Source organism: Curtobacterium sp. 314Chir4.1, assembly GCF_900215175.1.
GTDB classification, from domain to species: Bacteria; Actinomycetota; Actinomycetes; order Actinomycetales; family Microbacteriaceae; genus Curtobacterium; species Curtobacterium pusillum_A.
Genome location: NZ_OCMI01000005.1, coordinates 58,883 through 74,638, shown reverse-complemented (window position 1 = coordinate 74,638; position 15,756 = coordinate 58,883). Strand labels below are relative to the sequence as shown.

17 protein-coding genes are annotated in these 15,756 nt (G+C 71.8%); 9 read left to right on the top strand and 8 right to left on the bottom strand.

Going from position 1 to position 15,756, the window contains the following annotated elements; genetic code table 11:
* Nucleotides 1-54: 54 nt before the first annotated feature.
* The 7 genes from mnhG to CRP27_RS16175 all read right to left on the bottom strand — a co-directional run bounded on the left by mnhG (nt 55) and on the right by CRP27_RS16175 (nt 7,364).
* Complete coding sequence (gene mnhG / locus CRP27_RS16205; RefSeq protein ID WP_097181656.1) at nt 55-408, bottom strand: monovalent cation/H(+) antiporter subunit G; 354 nt, start codon at nt 406-408, stop codon at nt 55-57.
* Nucleotides 405-746: a sodium:proton antiporter gene (locus CRP27_RS16200; RefSeq protein ID WP_097181655.1), complete on the bottom strand. Its 342-nt coding sequence runs from the start codon at nt 744-746 to the stop codon at nt 405-407. Before CRP27_RS16200 ends, mnhG begins: the two co-directional genes overlap by 4 nt.
* Complete coding sequence (locus CRP27_RS16195) at nt 743-1,324, bottom strand: Na+/H+ antiporter subunit E (RefSeq protein WP_097181654.1); 582 nt, start codon at nt 1,322-1,324, stop codon at nt 743-745. The genes CRP27_RS16200 and CRP27_RS16195 overlap by 4 nt, the downstream gene beginning before the upstream one ends.
* Nucleotides 1,321-3,021, bottom strand: coding sequence for a Na+/H+ antiporter subunit D (locus CRP27_RS16190; RefSeq protein WP_079237801.1), 1,701 nt, complete (start codon nt 3,019-3,021; stop codon nt 1,321-1,323). Before CRP27_RS16190 ends, CRP27_RS16195 begins: the two co-directional genes overlap by 4 nt.
* The gene (locus CRP27_RS16185) at nt 3,018-3,428 is read right to left on the bottom strand and encodes a Na(+)/H(+) antiporter subunit C (RefSeq protein ID WP_097181653.1); all 411 of its coding nucleotides are present in this window, start codon (nt 3,426-3,428) and stop codon (nt 3,018-3,020) included. The genes CRP27_RS16190 and CRP27_RS16185 overlap by 4 nt, the downstream gene beginning before the upstream one ends.
* A complete protein-coding gene (locus CRP27_RS16180) occupies nt 3,425-6,310 on the bottom strand; it encodes a Na+/H+ antiporter subunit A (protein ID WP_097181652.1) in 2,886 nt (961 codons plus the stop codon). The genes CRP27_RS16185 and CRP27_RS16180 overlap by 4 nt, the downstream gene beginning before the upstream one ends.
* Before the next feature lie 109 nt (nt 6,311-6,419).
* A complete protein-coding gene (locus tag CRP27_RS16175) occupies nt 6,420-7,364 on the bottom strand; it encodes a zinc-binding alcohol dehydrogenase family protein (RefSeq protein WP_097181651.1) in 945 nt (314 codons plus the stop codon).
* A 73-nt stretch (nt 7,365-7,437) separates the two neighbouring features.
* On the opposite strand from CRP27_RS16175, the gene CRP27_RS16170 reads away from it, so the two are divergent.
* The gene (locus CRP27_RS16170; protein ID WP_097181650.1) at nt 7,438-7,854 is read left to right on the top strand and encodes a MarR family winged helix-turn-helix transcriptional regulator; all 417 of its coding nucleotides are present in this window, start codon (nt 7,438-7,440) and stop codon (nt 7,852-7,854) included.
* Nucleotides 7,855-7,876: 22 nt separating this feature from the next.
* Here the strand turns inward: CRP27_RS16170 and CRP27_RS16165 are convergent, their stop codons facing one another.
* Nucleotides 7,877-8,626: an SDR family NAD(P)-dependent oxidoreductase gene (locus CRP27_RS16165; protein WP_097181785.1), complete on the bottom strand. Its 750-nt coding sequence runs from the start codon at nt 8,624-8,626 to the stop codon at nt 7,877-7,879.
* A 72-nt stretch (nt 8,627-8,698) separates the two neighbouring features.
* On the opposite strand from CRP27_RS16165, the gene CRP27_RS16160 reads away from it, so the two are divergent.
* The 8 genes from CRP27_RS16160 (at nt 8,699) to CRP27_RS16125 (ending at nt 15,753) form a co-directional block, all read left to right on the top strand.
* The gene (locus CRP27_RS16160) at nt 8,699-9,421 is read left to right on the top strand and encodes an SDR family oxidoreductase (RefSeq protein ID WP_097181649.1); all 723 of its coding nucleotides are present in this window, start codon (nt 8,699-8,701) and stop codon (nt 9,419-9,421) included.
* Nucleotides 9,418-10,077 carry a FadR/GntR family transcriptional regulator gene (locus CRP27_RS16155; RefSeq protein ID WP_097181648.1) on the top strand — a complete coding sequence of 220 codons (660 nt, stop codon included), beginning with the start codon at nt 9,418-9,420 and terminating at the stop codon, nt 10,075-10,077. The genes CRP27_RS16160 and CRP27_RS16155 overlap by 4 nt, the downstream gene beginning before the upstream one ends.
* A gap of 82 nt (nt 10,078-10,159) precedes the next feature.
* Nucleotides 10,160-10,819: a GntR family transcriptional regulator gene (locus CRP27_RS16150; RefSeq protein WP_097181647.1), complete on the top strand. Its 660-nt coding sequence runs from the start codon at nt 10,160-10,162 to the stop codon at nt 10,817-10,819.
* Nucleotides 10,819-11,505 carry a GntR family transcriptional regulator gene (locus tag CRP27_RS16145; RefSeq protein ID WP_097181646.1) on the top strand — a complete coding sequence of 229 codons (687 nt, stop codon included), beginning with the start codon at nt 10,819-10,821 and terminating at the stop codon, nt 11,503-11,505. The genes CRP27_RS16150 and CRP27_RS16145 overlap by 1 nt, the downstream gene beginning before the upstream one ends.
* A 19-nt stretch (nt 11,506-11,524) precedes the next feature.
* Nucleotides 11,525-12,409 (top strand): SMP-30/gluconolactonase/LRE family protein, encoded by an 885-nt coding sequence (locus CRP27_RS16140; protein WP_255257629.1) that lies wholly within the window; start codon nt 11,525-11,527, stop codon nt 12,407-12,409.
* Between the two features lie 67 nt (nt 12,410-12,476).
* Entirely contained in the window at nt 12,477-13,622 is a 1,146-nt protein-coding gene (locus CRP27_RS16135) for a glycosyltransferase (RefSeq protein ID WP_097181645.1), read from the top strand.
* Nucleotides 13,623-13,648: 26 nt separating this feature from the next.
* On the top strand, nt 13,649-14,749 hold the full coding sequence (locus tag CRP27_RS16130; protein ID WP_176505650.1) for a glycosyltransferase family 4 protein: 1,101 nt from the start codon (nt 13,649-13,651) through the stop codon (nt 14,747-14,749).
* A complete protein-coding gene (locus CRP27_RS16125; protein ID WP_097181644.1) occupies nt 14,746-15,753 on the top strand; it encodes a hypothetical protein in 1,008 nt (335 codons plus the stop codon). Before CRP27_RS16130 ends, CRP27_RS16125 begins: the two co-directional genes overlap by 4 nt.
* Nucleotides 15,754-15,756 lie beyond the last annotated feature (3 nt).

Genomic DNA, 15,756 nt, shown 5'->3' with positions numbered 1-15,756 from the left:
AGGTTTACACCGCTTTATCGCGATCTCATAAAGTCGGATAAGGAATGTAAACACTCACTCCGTGTCGTCGACGAGCAGGTCCTGGTGGCGGTAGTCGTTCGACCGCAGACCCGCGCGGGCGATCATGTGCGTCGACACCGGCACGAGGAACAGCTGGAACACCATGATCGGCAGGACCACCCACAACGCCGTCCACGTCCACACGGCGACGACGATCGCAGCCAGCGCGAACGCCAGCCCGAGGACCTGCGGCTTCGCCATGGCGTGCAGCCGGACAAGCGGGTCGGGGAAGCGCACGATCCCGACACCCGCGCCGAGGGACAGCAGCGATCCGACGAGCAGCAGTCCCATCGCGATCCACGCGCGGACCCCCGCACCGTCGATGAAGCCCTGGATGACGTCGATCACGAGCGATCCCCTTCCGTGGCCTGCTCCGGCGTGGTGACGGTGAGTCCCTCGTCGGACGGATCGGAGGACGGCGTGACGGCCCGCGCGACGGCGATCGTGGCGAACACGCTCGTCGCGGCGATCACCACCAGGACGGGTACCCCGGTGAGGTCCTGCCGCACGACCATCGCGGCACCGATCACGATGAGCGCCGTGGTCAGCACCATGTCCGACCCGATCATGCGGTCGAGGATGGTCGGACCCCGCACGATCCGGAAGACCGCGAGTGCGAGGGTGGCGCCCAGGAGCGCGAGGACGAGGGCGATCCCGATGCCCATGACGACGACGGCGGCGCTCATCGGGTGACCTCCGGCAGTGGCTCGGACAGTTCGGACAGGTCCTGCTTCGACCCGAGCGCGCGGATGACCATCGCCTCGATGCCGAGTGCCTCGCGCCGTGCCGCGTCGACCTGCTCGATGCGCTCGGTGTCGAGCACGTGCAGCAGCAGTCGGCGGCGGCGGAGGTCGACGTCGGCCACGTACGACCCCGGCACGAGCGAGATCGCGAGGGTCGCCAGCGTGAAGGTCATCTCGGACGTGGTGTGCAGCTGCAGCAGGGTGATCGAGCTGCGCCGGACCCCTCGCGGCCGGAGCGCCACCCAGGCGACCCGGAACGACGCCGTGACGACGAGCCCCGACCACACCACGAGGAACCACGCGAAGTGCACGATCGAGAACCGGGACGACAGGGGCACCGGCGGGAGCGGGAGCGCCTGCGTCACGAGCAGCGCCACGACGATGCCGCAGAGCAGCGTCAGCGGGGTCCACGAGCCCCAGAGCAGCGCCCACAGGACGGTGAGCCCGGCGACGAGCGGGACGTCGTAGCGCCAGGCGACGGCGATCCGGCGGGCGTTGGTGATGCGGCGGGTGTCGCTCATCGCCCACCTCCGAGGACCGCTTGCACGTACTGGTCGGGGGACTCGAGCGACTCGGCCGCGCGCGTCGCGTAGCCGTACAGCGGGCCGGCGACGACCGTCAGCGCGACCGACCCGAGGACCGCGACCGTGGTCACGCCGACGAGCATGCGCGGCAGCTTCACGCGGGTGGGCGCCTCACCGACGCCGTCCTGCGTGGCCGTCGGCGCGGTCTCCGGACTGGAGGCGCGACTCGCGTGGGCCGCGTCGGTGACGGTCACCGTGCCTCCAGGGTGGAACGCCTTGCCCGTGTCCTCGGACACGGTCAGCGGGGCGGGCTCCGGGGACCGCAGGTGCGCGTGCGGCTCGGCCACGCTCGCGTGCGGTGCCGCGGCCTCTGCCGCCGGCCGCGGCCGCCAGAAGGCGGCATCCCAGACGCGCATGAGCGCGTAGAGGGTGAGGAGGCTCGTCACGACGCCGGCGGCGATGGTCGCGTACGCCAGGGGCGAGCCGTCGATCGCCGCGGCACGGAACAGCCCGAGCTTCCCGATGAACCCGGAGAACGGCGGGATGCCACCCAGGTTGAACGCGGGCACGAGGTACAGCGCCGCCAGGAGCGGAGAGGCCTTGAGCAGCCCGCCGAGGGACCGGGTCGAGGTGGTGCCGCCGACCCGTTCCATCAACCCCGAGACCAGGAAGAGCGTGGTCTGCACGACGATGTGGTGCACCGTGTAGAACACCGCCGCGGCCGTACCGACGACCGAGCCGAGGCCGATGCCCATCACCATGAACCCGATGTGGCTGATGAGCGTGAAGGACAGCAGGCGTTTCACGTCGGTCTGCGACACCGCACCGAGCACGCCGACCACCATCGTCAGGATCGCCACGATCAGCAGCACGGTGTTGAGCTGTGGCCTCGGGAAGATGATCGTCTCGAGGCGGATGATCGCGTAGATGCCGACCTTCGTCAGCAGGCCCGCGAAGACCGCAGTCACCGGGGCCGGAGCCGTCGGGTACGAGTCGGGCAACCAGAACGCCAGCGGGAACACGGCCGCCTTGATGCCGAAGCCGATGAGCAGCATCGTGTGGAGCAACAGCTGCACGTGCTCCGGCAGACCGGCCATCCGCTCGCTGATCTGCGCGATGTTCACCGTGCCGGTCGCGCCGTAGACGAGGCCGATCGCCGCGAGGAAGATCGCCGATGCGATGAGGCTCGTCACGATGTACGTCGTCCCGGCCCGCACGCGTTGCTCGCTGCCGCCGAGGGTGATGAGCACGTAGCTCGCCACCAGGAGCATCTCGAACGCCACGTACAGGTTGAACAGGTCACCGGCGATGAACGAGTCGAGCACGCCAGCAGCCAGCACGAGGTACGTCGGGTAGAAGATCGTCACCGGTGCTTCGCCGTCGTCCGCGGCGAGCCCCTGCCCGATCGAGAACAGCAGGACGATGAGCAGCACGCTCGCGCTCACGGTGAGGAGCAGCGCGCTCAGTCGGTCGACCACGAGTGAGATGCCGTACGGAGCCTCCCACCCGCCGACCTGCACGACGATCGTGCCGTGCTGGTCCACGAGCACCATGAGCGTCGCCGCGACCGCCAGCGCGACCACGAGCACCACGACGGTGATCGCCCGCTGGAGCTTCTGGTGGTTGAGGAGTCCGAGCGCGACCGCGGCACCGAGCAGCGGGACGAGGACGAGGAGCGGGACGAGCCAGGTCATCGGGTCGCCTCCTGTTCTGCGTCGGTGGTGGTCTCCGGGTCCTCGTCGGCGGCCTCGTCACGCTCGCGGCCGATCGCGACGTCCGCCTCGTCCACCTCGACCTCGTCGGCACGGGACAGCTTCCAGGAGCGGTGGATGAGCGCGAGCAGGAACGCACTGACCGCGAAGGTGATCACGATCGCGGTGAGGGCGAACGCCTGCGGCAACGGGTCGGCGATGCCCTCGGACGTCTTGCCGATCGGCGGGTTCCCGGCGGCGCCGGACATCACGAGGAGCAGCAGGTTGAGCGCGTTGCCGAGCAGCAGGAAGCCGAGCAGCATCCGCGTCAGCGACCGTTCGAGCAGCAGGTAGACGCCGCAGGAGAACAGCACCGCCATCGCGATGACGAGCACGAGGGTGACGGTCACGTGGCGCTCCCTTCCGGGGTGGGGGTCTCGAGCATGTCCTGCACGGGGGTCGAGGCGTCCGCCAGTCGCTGGCGGTCGACCTCGGCCCCGAGACTGCGGAGGACGTCGAGCACCAGGCCGACGACCACGAGGTACACGCCGATGTCGAAGAACGTCGCCGTGACGAACTCCACGTGCCCGAGCACCGGGACGGTCGCCTCGAAGAACTCCGAGGACAGGGCCTCCTTGCCGAAGAACATCGGCACGAGCGCGGTGATCGCGGCGGTGGCGACACCGAGCCCGAGCAGCCGACCGGCGCGGACCGGAGCTGCGGCGCCGAGTTCGGCCGGACCACCGGCGAGGTACCGGGCCGCGAGGGCGATGCCCGCGACGAGGCCGCCCGCGAAGCCGCCGCCCGCCGCGTTGTGCCCGGCGAACAGCAGGTACACCGACAGCACGATCAGCCCGTGGAACAGCAGGCGTACGACGACGTCGAGGAGCGCCGAGCGGCCGGTCGGGATCGCGGCGCTCGTCGGCAGCCAGGCGCGCGGTTCACCGTCGGGGCGGTGCTTGTCGGCCGTGACCGTCGCGGGGAGGTCGCGGAGTCGGGGGAGCGTGTCCTCCCGCGAGTTCACGAAGATCAGGCTCGCGACACCGGTGGCCGCGGCGACCACGACGGTCAGCTCGCCGAGGGTGTCCCAGCCGCGGAGGTCCACGAGCGCCACGTTCACCACGTTCAGGCCGTGGCCGAACGAGCTCGTCAGCGCCGGCAGGTCCGGCCAGAGCGGCTCGGCGGTGCGGGCCGAGGCGGCGACGACCACGACGATCGCGAGCGTCACGCCCGCGAGGGCGGCGAACAGTGCCCGGACGACCCGGAAGCGGGACGGGTTCGTCGTCGCGATCCGCGGGGGGAGCCGCCGGAGCACGAGCACGAACGCGATGAGCGTCACCGTCTCGACCACCATCTGCGTCAGCGCGAGGTCGACCGCGCCGTGCAGGACGAACAGCACGGACATGCCGTACCCGGTCACCCCGACCAGCACCGCGGCCGCGAACCGGGTCTTCGCCGTGAGCACGGCGATCGCCGCGACGGACATCACGATCACCACGGGGATCTGGCCCCACGAGTCGGCGAACCGGACGTGGAACACCCACGGGCCGCCGATGACCAGGTTGACGAGGGCGCCGGCGACGAACACCGACAGGATCACCGTCAGGTAGTAGGGGAGCGAACCGCGCTGGACCCCGGCGGTGAGGGCGGTCGCCCCGCGGTCGAGTCCGCGCATGACGTGCCGGTAGATGCCCGACGCGCTCGGGAACCCCGCGAGACGGTGCTGCAGCGCCTCGACCGGGCGGCGCAGGGCGAAGAGCGCGAGACCACCGACGAGGGTGATCGCGGACAGGCCGAGCGCCGGCTCGAGACCGTGCCAGAGCGCGAGGTGCGGGACATCGCCGGGGAGTGCGGCGGCGCGCGCCGCGGGCTCCAGGCCGTGCGCCACCAACGGCGTCGCGATCCCCAGGGCGACGCCGGTGAGCGCCAGGACCGACGGGACGACACCGAGCCCGTGCAGGGCGTGCGGCTCCGTGTCCGGCACGCCGGGCTTCCGGGCGAACGCGCCCCAGAGGAACCGGAGCGAGTACGCCACCGTCAGCACCGAACCGATCGTCACGCCGACGAGCGCGAACCAGGCCCAGCCGGCATCGGGGCCGTGCAGTGACTCCGTGAACCCGGTGAGCACGGCCTCCTTCGCGACGAACCCGATCGTCGGCGGGATGCCGGCCATGGACAGCAGCGCCAGGACCGCCACCACGGCGAGCCACGGGAGCTTCCGGCCGAGGCCGCTCAGCTTCGCGAGGTCGCGGGTGCCGGTGACGTGGTCGATCGCCCCGACGACGAGGAACAGTGTCGACTTGAACGCCGCGTGCGCCACGAGCAGGGCGACCCCGCCGAGCGCGACCGCCGGTGCTCCCCACCCGGCGGCGAGCACGAGGAACCCGAGCTGCGCGACCGTGCCGTAGGCGAGCAGGAGCTTGACGTCCGTCTGCCGGAGCGCCCGGTACCCGCCGATGAGCATGCCGGCGACACCGAGCAGGGTGATGGTCTCCCGCCACCCCTCGAGCAGTGCGAACGCCGGGGCCAGGCGGGCGACGAGGTAGATGCCCGCCTTCACCATCGCCGCGGCGTGCAGGTAGGCGCTGACCGGGGTGGGCGCGGCCATCGCGGCCGGGAGCCAGAAGTGGAAGGGGACGATCGCGGACTTCGTCAGGGCGCCGAGCAGCACGAGGACCACGGAGACGGAGACGATCGTGCCCGTCGGCGGGTCGGCGATGATCCCGGAGAGCGAGGTCGTGCCCGCCGTGACCGAGAGCATCACCAGCCCGGCCAGCATCGCGAGCCCGCCGGCCGTGGTGACGACGAGGGCCTGCATCGCGGCCGCACGGCTGGCGCGCTTCACCGAGTCGTGGCCGATGAGCAGGTAGGAGAAGACCGTGGTGGCTTCCCACAGGACGAACAGGACGATGACGTCGTCGGCGACCACGAGGCCGTACATCGACCCGGCGAAGGCGGTGAGGACGCCGGCGAACCGACCGAGTCCGGGTTCGTCGCGGCCGAAGTACGACGCGCAGTAGACGAGCACGAGGGCACCGACCACCGAGACGACGAGGGCGAGCACCCACGACAGGGCGTCCATCCGCAGGGCGATCGCGAGGTCGAGCTGTGGCACCCACCCGAACCGCTCGGTGACGCCGCCGTCCAACGCCGAGCCGGTCTGCGCCACGGTGAGGACCGCGGCCGCTGCCGGTGCGAGGGCCGCCACGGTGAACACGTGGCGGCCGAGGACGGGGGTCAGGGCGGGGACGATCAGGGCGACGACCGCGAACGCGACGAGGACGGTGACCATCGGACACCTCCTCGGGGTCGGGCTGCAGTCCGGCTCACTGGGCGCTCACAGCCTACGGAGCGCGCGATGTGGAGAGCCTGAGTGGACGGACAGGGAGGCCGATCGAGGATCAGGCCTGCAGGACCACTCTGCCCGCGCCGGTCCCACCCTGTCCGGCCCAGACCGACTCGACCTCCGCGAACCGCATGCCCGTCGCCTCGATGCGGACGGTGCCGTCCGCGATCGCGGCGACGATCCCGGGCAGCTCTGCGACGAACGCGGCGCGACCGACCGAGCCCTGGCCGCTCCCGACGATCGTGAGGCCGGACGCACGGAGCGCGGCGGAGGGGATCCGTGCCTCCTGGCCGGCCGTCGACCCGATCGCGACCCAGTCGAGGCGACGACCGCGGTCCGACCGGGCCGTGACGAGCGCCCGCATGACGTCCGCTGCGGGCTGTCCCCAGACGTAGTCGATGACGACGTCCACGTCGGCGGCCGCGGCGGCCACGCCCTCGACGTCGTCGAGCGGGACGACGACGTCGGCACCGAGGCCGCGGAGTGCTGCGAGCCGGCCGGCGTCGCGACCGCTCGCGACCACGCGCGACGCGCCGAGGTGCTTCGCGACCTGCACGGCGGCGGTGCCGGACGCTCCGGTCGCGCCGAGGACGAGCACGCGGCTACCGGACTCGAACGTGATCCGCCGGCGGAGGGCCACCCACGACGACATCACCGGGTTGGCACCGGCGGCGATCGCGACCGGGTCGGCACCGTCGGGCAGGGCGACACTCGCGCGCGGGTCGACGGCGACGCGTTCGGCCATCGACCCACGGGTGTCGCTCCCGACGGCGAAGTAGCGGAGCGAGCCGTCCGGGAAGCGCCCGACGCCGTCGACGCCGGGGATCAGTGGAAGTGCGCCCTCGCTCGTGTAGTGGGATCCGTCGGCCTGTGAGCGGACGCGCGGGTGGAGCCCGGCGGCGACGACCTCGACCACGACCTCGCCGTCCGCCGGGGTGGGCTCCGCGAACTCCTGCCAGGTCGGGGCGTGGCCGAAGGTGATGACGACTGCTGCGTGCATGGTGTCCTCCTGATGATTCGTGTTACGAAACAAATTAGTTCGCAACACGAAACGAGTCAAGTAGGCTGGGTACATGCAGGAGATGACCGAGGACGAACTGCTCGTCGATGCACTCGGCGAGACCGCGTTCCGCACGATGGGCGCGCTGACCGGGATCGCCGCGGATGCCGGGGTCTCCCTGACGCAGCTGCGGGTGCTCGCGATCCTGCGCGATCGTCGGCTGCGGATCGGGGACCTCGCGGACCACCTCGGGCTCGAGCGGTCGACGATGACCGGACTCGTCGCGCGGGCATCGGCCAAGGGCTTGCTCGCGCGGGAGCCCAACGCCGAGGACGCCCGCGCGGTCGACGTCGTGATCACCGTGGCCGGCCTCGAGGTCGCGAGGTCGCTCGAGGCGGCGATGCGCGACGCGCTGCTGCCCCTGACGACGCGGTTGCCGGTCGACGACCGGCACGCGCTGCGCGACCTGCTCGAGCGGATGCTGCGCTGACGGGCGCTGCCGCCGGCGTCGGTCAGCGCCCGTGCGCCCGGGACGGGATCTGCGTCGCGAGCTTGCCGCCCGACACGTCGAGCAGCGTTCCGGTGATGTAGCCAGCGGCGTCGCTCGCCACGAACACGAGCAGGTCGGCGACGTCGTCCGGGGTCTCCCACCGCCGGAGCGACAGCGTGTCGAGCAGCCGGTCCTGCGCCTCGGTCGGCATCGTCGCGAAGCCGTTCATCGCCGTCGGCACCATGCCCGGCGCGTAGGCGTTCACGGTGATGTCCCACGGCCCGAGCTCCGACGCGAGCACCCTGGTGAAGGCGACGACGGCCGACTTCGAGGCCGCGTACGCAGCGCTGCCGACGCTCGGCACGATCGCCGCGAAGGACGCCGCGTTGATGATCCGACCGCGACCCGCCGCCTGCATCACCGGTGCGACCGCCTGGCTCATCAGGAACGTGCCGCCGAGGTTGACGTCCATGCAGCGACGCCAGGCGTCCCACTCCAGCTCGGCGACGGTGCCCTCGACGTTGATGCCCGCGTTGTTCACGAGGACGTCGATCGTGCCGTGCCGTTCGACGACCGTGTCCACGGCGGCCCGGACGGAAGCGGGGTCGGCGACGTTGCAGACCACGTGCTCGAGCGGGAAGTCCGGCTCGAACGCGAGGTCGAGGGCCACGACGCGTGCTCCCTCGTCGGCGAAGCGCGAGGCGATGCGGTGCCCGATGCCGCGGGCGGCCCCGGTCACGATGACCACGCGGTCGGTCAGGTCGAGGTGCATCGGACGCTCCTGTTCGTCGGGCAGGCCGCGACCGCGGGTCGACGGCGACTGCAATAGGCATACTATTCCAGCATGACGGAGCAGCGAGTCCTGTGGATCACCGGCGGCGGCAGCGGCATGGGGGCCGCGAGTGCCCGGGCGGCGGCGGCCGACGGCTGGACCGTGGTGGTCAGCGGCCGACGACCCGAGGCGCTCGACGAGGTCGTCGCGGCCATCCGCGCCGACGGCGGCTCGGCTCGCGCCCTCCCGCTCGACGTCTCCGACGACGACGCCGTGCGCGCCGCTCGGGACGCAGTGCTCGCCGAGCACGGGCGGCTCGACGGGCTCGTGCTCGCCGCCGGCCTGAACGTCCCGCGGCGTCGGTGGGACGACCAGTCGGTGCCCGACTTCCGCGCGATCGTGGACACGAACCTCACGGCGGTCGTCTCCGTCGTCGACGCGGCGCTCCCCGCGCTGCGCGAGTCCGGCGGGGTGGTCGTCGTGGTGTCCTCGTACGCCGGGTGGTCGTTCCAGCCGGGGGCCGGGGTCGCCTACTCGGCGAGCAAGAGCGCCCTCGGCTCGGTCGTCCGGACACTCAACCAACAGGAGGCACCACACGGGGTCCGCGCCACGCACCTCTGCCCCGGCGACGTCGCGACCGACTTCCTCGACCAGCGGCCCTCGGTGCCGGACGACGCCGCCCGGGCCGTCATGCTCCAGCCGACCGACATCGCCCGGACCGTCTCGTTCGTGCTGGGGTCGCCCGCGCACGTGCGCATCGACGAACTCGTCGTGAGCCCGGTGTCGCAGCGGTGACCAGCACGTTCGACCGGGTGCTCGACGAGCTCGGCGCCGCGGTCGTCACCGGAGCGCACCCGGCGTGGGAACGTCGCAGCATCGACCAGCTCGTCGAACGCACCGGGGCGAGTCGCAGCATCGTCCGGGAGGCCGTCCGAGTCCTGGTCGGCCTCGGACTGCTGACCGCCCGACGCCGCGTCGGCGTCGTCGCGGTGCCGATCGGCATGTGGGACGTCTCCGATCCGCGCGTGGTCGGGTGGCGGCTCGCCGGACCGGACCGTGGCCAGGTGCTCGACGAACTGCACGCCCTGCGGCGCGCGATCGAACCCGCCGCGGCCGCGGCAGCCGCGGAGCGCGCGTCGGACGCGTCCTGCCAGGACCGACTGGAGGCGCTGCTCGCCGCCGCCGACCGTCTCGCCGCCGCCACCGGTCCCGATGACGCCGCCGCGTTCCTCCAGGCCGATCGTGAGTTGCACCGCAGGATCCTGGCGATGTCGGGCAACGCGCTGTTCCGCCACCTCGGCGGTGTGGTGGACCGTGCGCTCGACGAGCGCGCCGGCATCGGCCCGGACCTGCACGACATCGGACTGCACGTCACGGTCGCTCGAGCGATCGCGGCCGGTGACGCCTCGGCTGCGTCGGCGGCGATGCGGGAGATCATCGACCGGGTCTGAGTCGAACGGTCGATGCGGACGTCGACACGCCGTGCCCGACCGCGCAGTATCTGATATCCAGTGATGGCTTTATGCTGTGTGCATGCCGATCCCGAAGCCGACCCGCCCGGCGAAGCGACTGCTGCTCCGAGACGTCGTGTTCGCGAAGCTGCGCGATGCGATCGTGAGCGGGCAGCTGCAGCCGGGGGAGACGATCGGTGAGTCCGACGTCGAGTCGTGGGCGAACGCGTCCCGGACCCCGGTGCGCGAGGCGATCGACCGGCTGGCGGCGGTGGGGCTTGTCGACGTGCTGCCGCAGCGCGGGACACTCGTCGCCGCGCTCGACCCGCGCCGGGCGTCGTCGTCCTTCTCCCTGCTCGGTGAGCTGCTCGCCGTGTCGTCGCGGATCGTCGTCCCGGCCACCACGGTCTCCCAGCGCGACGCCGTCGTGCGGCGCACGCGGTCCGTCCGGTCGGCGACCGAGCTGATCGCGGAGGACGGCGTCTTCGACGCACTCGTCGGGGTCATCGGCAACCCACGACTCCGGCAGGCGTGGGACGAACTCGTCCCGCACGTGCTCCGGACCTGGACGCTCGCGCCCGAGCACATGCCGTCGATGGACGAACTCGACCTGGACGGATTCGCCGCTGCGGTGGCGGACGGTGACGGCGACCATGCCGAGGCCGTCCTCCGTCGTTGGTTCGACGCCCACGACGCACACCCACGAACCGTGCTCGGAGCACGTGCCCAGGAGACGATCTGATGCCGCTCCCCGGAAGCGCCGCGCAGCCGGCCGGCCGCACCTTCCTCCGCGACCGGGCGTACGGCGCCCTGTTCGACGCGATCCAGTCGGGCCAGCTCCTCCCCGGCGAGGTCCTGCGTGACGAGGAACTGATGGCGTGGCTCGGGATGTCCCGCACACCGATCCGGCACGCGCTGATCCGTCTCGCCGAGTCCGGCCTCATCGAGATGTCCGCCGGTCGGCAGACCACCGTCGCCGAGCTCGCGCCGGATCGCACGAACCGAGCGCTGTTCGTGTCGGCGGTGTTCAACGAGTACGCAGCTCGCCGGGTGGTCGGGACCGACGTGCGTGCCATCGCAGAAGCGCTCACCGCCCGGCGCGACGAGGTGCGGGCCGCTGTCGAGTCCGGTGACGGGCTCCGCATCGCACGCGGCGTGAGCGCGTTCTTCCGCGTCCTCACGGAGCGGGTCGGCAACGCGGAGCTCGACGGCCAGGTCGGACGCATCGACACCGAGCTCGCGCGGTTCCTCTCCCCGGGTGGTGCGGTCACGACGGTGGACGTCCAGGCCCTCCGGTCCACCGTCGACGTGGTGCACGATGCGGTGCTGGCCGGCGAACTCTCCGCCGTCCTGGACGCGTTCCAGGCCCTCTACGTCCCCACGCGCGAGAGCTTCCTCTCGCGGTTCCGGGAGCCCGAGATCGACTGAACCGGCATACGCTGGCGACGTGCATGACGACGTGCCCCGTGGGCTGACCGACCTCGTTCCCGACCCCGCCGCGCTCGACCTGATCGCCACGGGCAGCACCTGGGCCGAGGGCCCGTGCTGGATCCCCGCGACGAGGACGCTGCGCTGGTCCGACATCCCCGGTGACCGCATCCGGCAGTGGCACGCCGACACCGGTGCGGTGGACGACCACGCCGTGGGCGTCGAGTTCACCAACGGCCGCACGCTCGACCGCGACGGCAGCGTGGTGCAGTGCTCGCACGGACTCCGGCGGGTCGAGCGGGACCGGGACGGCGTCGTCACGCCGGTCGTCGACTCGTGGAACGGCGTCCGGCTGAACTCCCCGAACGACGTCGTGGTGGCCCGTGACGGCAGCATCTGGTTCACCGACCCCGCGTACGGCATCACGCAGCCGCGGGAAGGGCACCCCGGCGAGCGGGAGTACGGCGACCACTGGGTGTTCCGCTGCGGCCCCGACGGCGAGGGGCTGCGCCCGGTGGCGGTCGACCTCGACGAACCGAACGGATTGGCGTTCGACCCGACCGAACGGGTCCTCTACATCGCGAGTTCGTCCTCCGACGAGCCGGTGATCCGTGCATACGACCGGAGCGGCGTTCGGCTGAAGAACGGTCGGGTGTTTGCGCGTCTCGAACCCGGCGAGGGCGCGCCGGACGGGATCCGGGTCGACGTGCACGGCAACGTGTGGTCGTCGTCCCACCGGGGCGTGGTGGTGTTCGACCCGTCGGGGCGCCGGCTCGGCCAGATCGACGTGCCGGAGACGGTGGCGAACCTCTGCTTCGGCGGGGACGACGGTACCACGCTGTTCCTGGCGGCGACGACGTCGGTCTACCGGATCGCGACGACGACCACGGACGCTGCTCGGTAGTGGCACTTCCGGAACCTGGTACTGCAATGTAGTATTTCATTGCAGTCGACCAGGAAACGGAGTGCGCATGACGAAGCGTGTGGCGGTCATCGGGACGCGTGGGTACCCGTCCTACTACGGCGGGTTCGAGACGGCGGTGCGGCACATCGCACCGCACCTGGCCGACCAGGGTTGGGACGTGACGGTGTACGGCCGCCCCGGACAGGAGCGGGTCGGGGACCCGTCCCTCGACGAACGCATCACCCGCCGCACGACCCGGGGGTCGGAGTCGAAGTCGCTGTCGACGCTGACCTACGGCCTGACCGCGGTCCTCGACACGATCCGCCGGCGTCCGGACGTGGCGCTGGTGATGAACTGCGCGAACGGGTTCTGGCTCCCGCTGCTGCGGCTCGCCGGGATCCCGACGGTGGTGAACGTGGACGGCATCGAGTGGGAGCGGGCGAAGTGGGGTCGCCTCGCGAAGTTCGTGTTCAGGTCCGGTGCCCGGTGCACGGCGTGGTTCGCCGACCGTCTGGTGTTCGACGCCGACGCGATCGGTGACTACTGGCGCCGCGAGTTCGACAAGACCGGTGTGGTGATCCCGTACGGCGGCACAGAGACCGCCGACCTGCCGTTGCACGAGGACGACGCGCACCTGAGCGGGAAGCCGTTCGCGCTGGTGGTGGCGCGGTTCGTGCCGGAGAACACGGTGCCGGAGTTCCTGGTCGCTGCGGAGCGGATCGCCGAGCAGTACCCGGTGGTGATCGTGGGGTCGACCGGGTACGGCGGCGACCTCGACGAGCAGGCGCGGACGCTCGCGGCGTCGAACCCGAACGTGCACTGGCTCGGTCACCTGTCCGACGACGCCCGGTTGTTCGCGTTGTGGCAGCACGCGGGCGTGTACTTCCACGGGCACAGTGTCGGTGGGACGAACCCGGCCCTGGTGCAGGCGATGCACTGCGGTGCGCCGACGGTGGCGCGGGACACGGTCTACAACCGGGAGGTCCTCGCCGGTACCGGCAGCCGTCTCGTAGCGCCCCACCCCGATGCCATCGCCGGCGCCGTCCTCGCGCTGCTCGCCGACCCGGCCCAGCGGCGCAGGCTCCGGTCCGCGGTCGTGGAGCGGGCACGATCCGCCTACACCTGGGCTGGTGTCTGCAGCGACTACGAACACACCCTCGCAGCGACGGCTGGGCTCGCCACTCCTGTCCTGACCGAGCGGGTCGACTCGTGAACGCCCCGGTCGCCAGCATGCGGATCGTGCCCGAGCTCCGCGCCGCGCACATCGAGCGGCACCGGCTCGGCACCCCCGCCGAACTCCTGTACCTCGGCACGAACTACGACCTCGCTGGCACGCCCGTCGCGGGCGGCATCCAGCGGGTCACGGTCGCGGGAGCCCTGGGGCGCTTCTTCCGCACGAACGCGACCACGCTCGAGGTCCCGGAGCCGTTGTGGATGCGCTTCTGGCCGAAGCACGTCGTGCTCGTCGTCGGCTTCAGGGCCGCCGGTGTCCTCCGGCGCCGTGCGCACCGTGTCGTGACGTACGCGATGGAGAACAACGACATCGCGACGCTCGTCGGCGGCCGCCGTGCAGCGCCGGCCTGGACGGTCCGCGCGGTCGCGACACTCATCGGCGCGACCGCGCGTCTGACGATCGACAGGATCGCGTTCGCGAGCGCTGCGTCGAGGGCTGCCTACCGGGCGCTGCCGTTCGTCGACGGCATCGAGCAGGCGGCCACGATCGAACTTCCCCGGGCGGTCGCGGCGACTCCGCCGGACGTGCCGCCCACGTGCGTGTTCGTCGGCGCGATGGAGCACCGCAAGGGTGTCCGTGCGCTCATCGAGGCTTGGCCGCTGGTCGAGGCCGAGGTGCCCGGGGCTCGTCTGGTCCTCGTCGGGCCGGGCCCGCTCCTCGACGAGACCTCTGCCTGGGCAGCCGAATCGCCGTCGACGCGGTGCGTCGTCGGACGGTTGCCGCACACCGAGGCTGCCCGGGTGCTCCGGTCGGCCACGGCCTTGGTTGCTCCGTCCGTGCCCGACGGGCGCTGGAGGGAACAGATCGGCCTCCCGATCAAGGAGGCGCTGGCCGCGGGCGTCACGATCGTCACCACGGAGCAGACCGGTCTCGCCGGGTGGCTGCGGGACCATGGGCACGAAGTGGTGGGGCACGCCGGCACCTCGTTCACGCGTCGATTGTCGAGGGCGATCGTCCGCGTGTTGCGTGCGCCGCTCGATCGTGACCAGGTCCGTGCATCGCTGCCCGAGACCGACGGCCGCCTGGTCGCGGATGCCTGGTTGCACGGGGCGACCGCGCGACTCGTCGCCGACGTGGCCGACCGCCCGATCCAGGCGCAGTCGTGACCGCCGCGGACGTCATCGTCGTCAACACGCTCGGTGGTGCGCTCCGGCACTACACGGTGGGGCTCGTCGCGTCCATCGGCGCCTCGGGGGCGCGGATCTCCGTCGACCACGTCGACGAGCCGAGCCGGGCGGGCGGCAGCGGAGTCGGCTGGGTCCGCCGGTACGTGCTCGCACTGTGGTCCGCACGACGATCCGCCCGTCGGTCCGGCGCACGAGTGCTCGTCACGTGGCCGGTCCTCGGGCACCTCGATCGACTGATCGTGCACGTGGTGCTCGGTCGCGGCGTGGAGTCGTCGCTCGTCATGCACGACCCGCGCCCACTCGTCCCGGCCCGTGGCTACGGACGGGTCGCCCGTTGGGTCGGTGACCGCTGCCGGGTCGAGGTCGTCGTGCACAGCGGGACAGCAGCAGCCGCCCTCGCCGCGGACTGCCCCGACCTCGTGCCCGTGCTCCTGCCGCATCCGGTCGTCCCGCGTGCCGCGACCGCGCCGAAGCGGGCGGCCGGAGGGCGGCCGGTCGTCCGTGTCCTGGGGCAGTTCAAACCCGACCGCGACCTTGCGGTGCTCGCCGGGATCGGCGCACGACTGGGCGACTCGCACCGTCTCGAGATCGTCGGTCGGCGGTGGCCCGCTGTCGACGGCTGGACGGTCACGGACGCCTTCGTCACGGAGGAACGCCTGGACGACCTGATGTCGACCGCCCACGCGGTGCTCGTGCCCTACACGCGCTTCTTCCAGTCCGGCATCGCGATCAGAGCGCTCGAGCTCGGGACCCCCGCAGTCGGTCCCGCGGGGTCGAGCATGGCCGACCTCTACCCGGACTCCCGGTACCTCGCCGACCGCTCGGTGGACTCGTGGTGCGCGGCGATCGACGCGGCGACCTCGGCGAGCGGTGCGGCCACGCGCGAACTCGCCGCTCGAGCCGACATCGTGTGCAGGGCGGCGTGGTCGCACTGGGCTCGAGAACCGATCACCACGACGAGGCGCCGCGCTGTCGTATCCTGACCC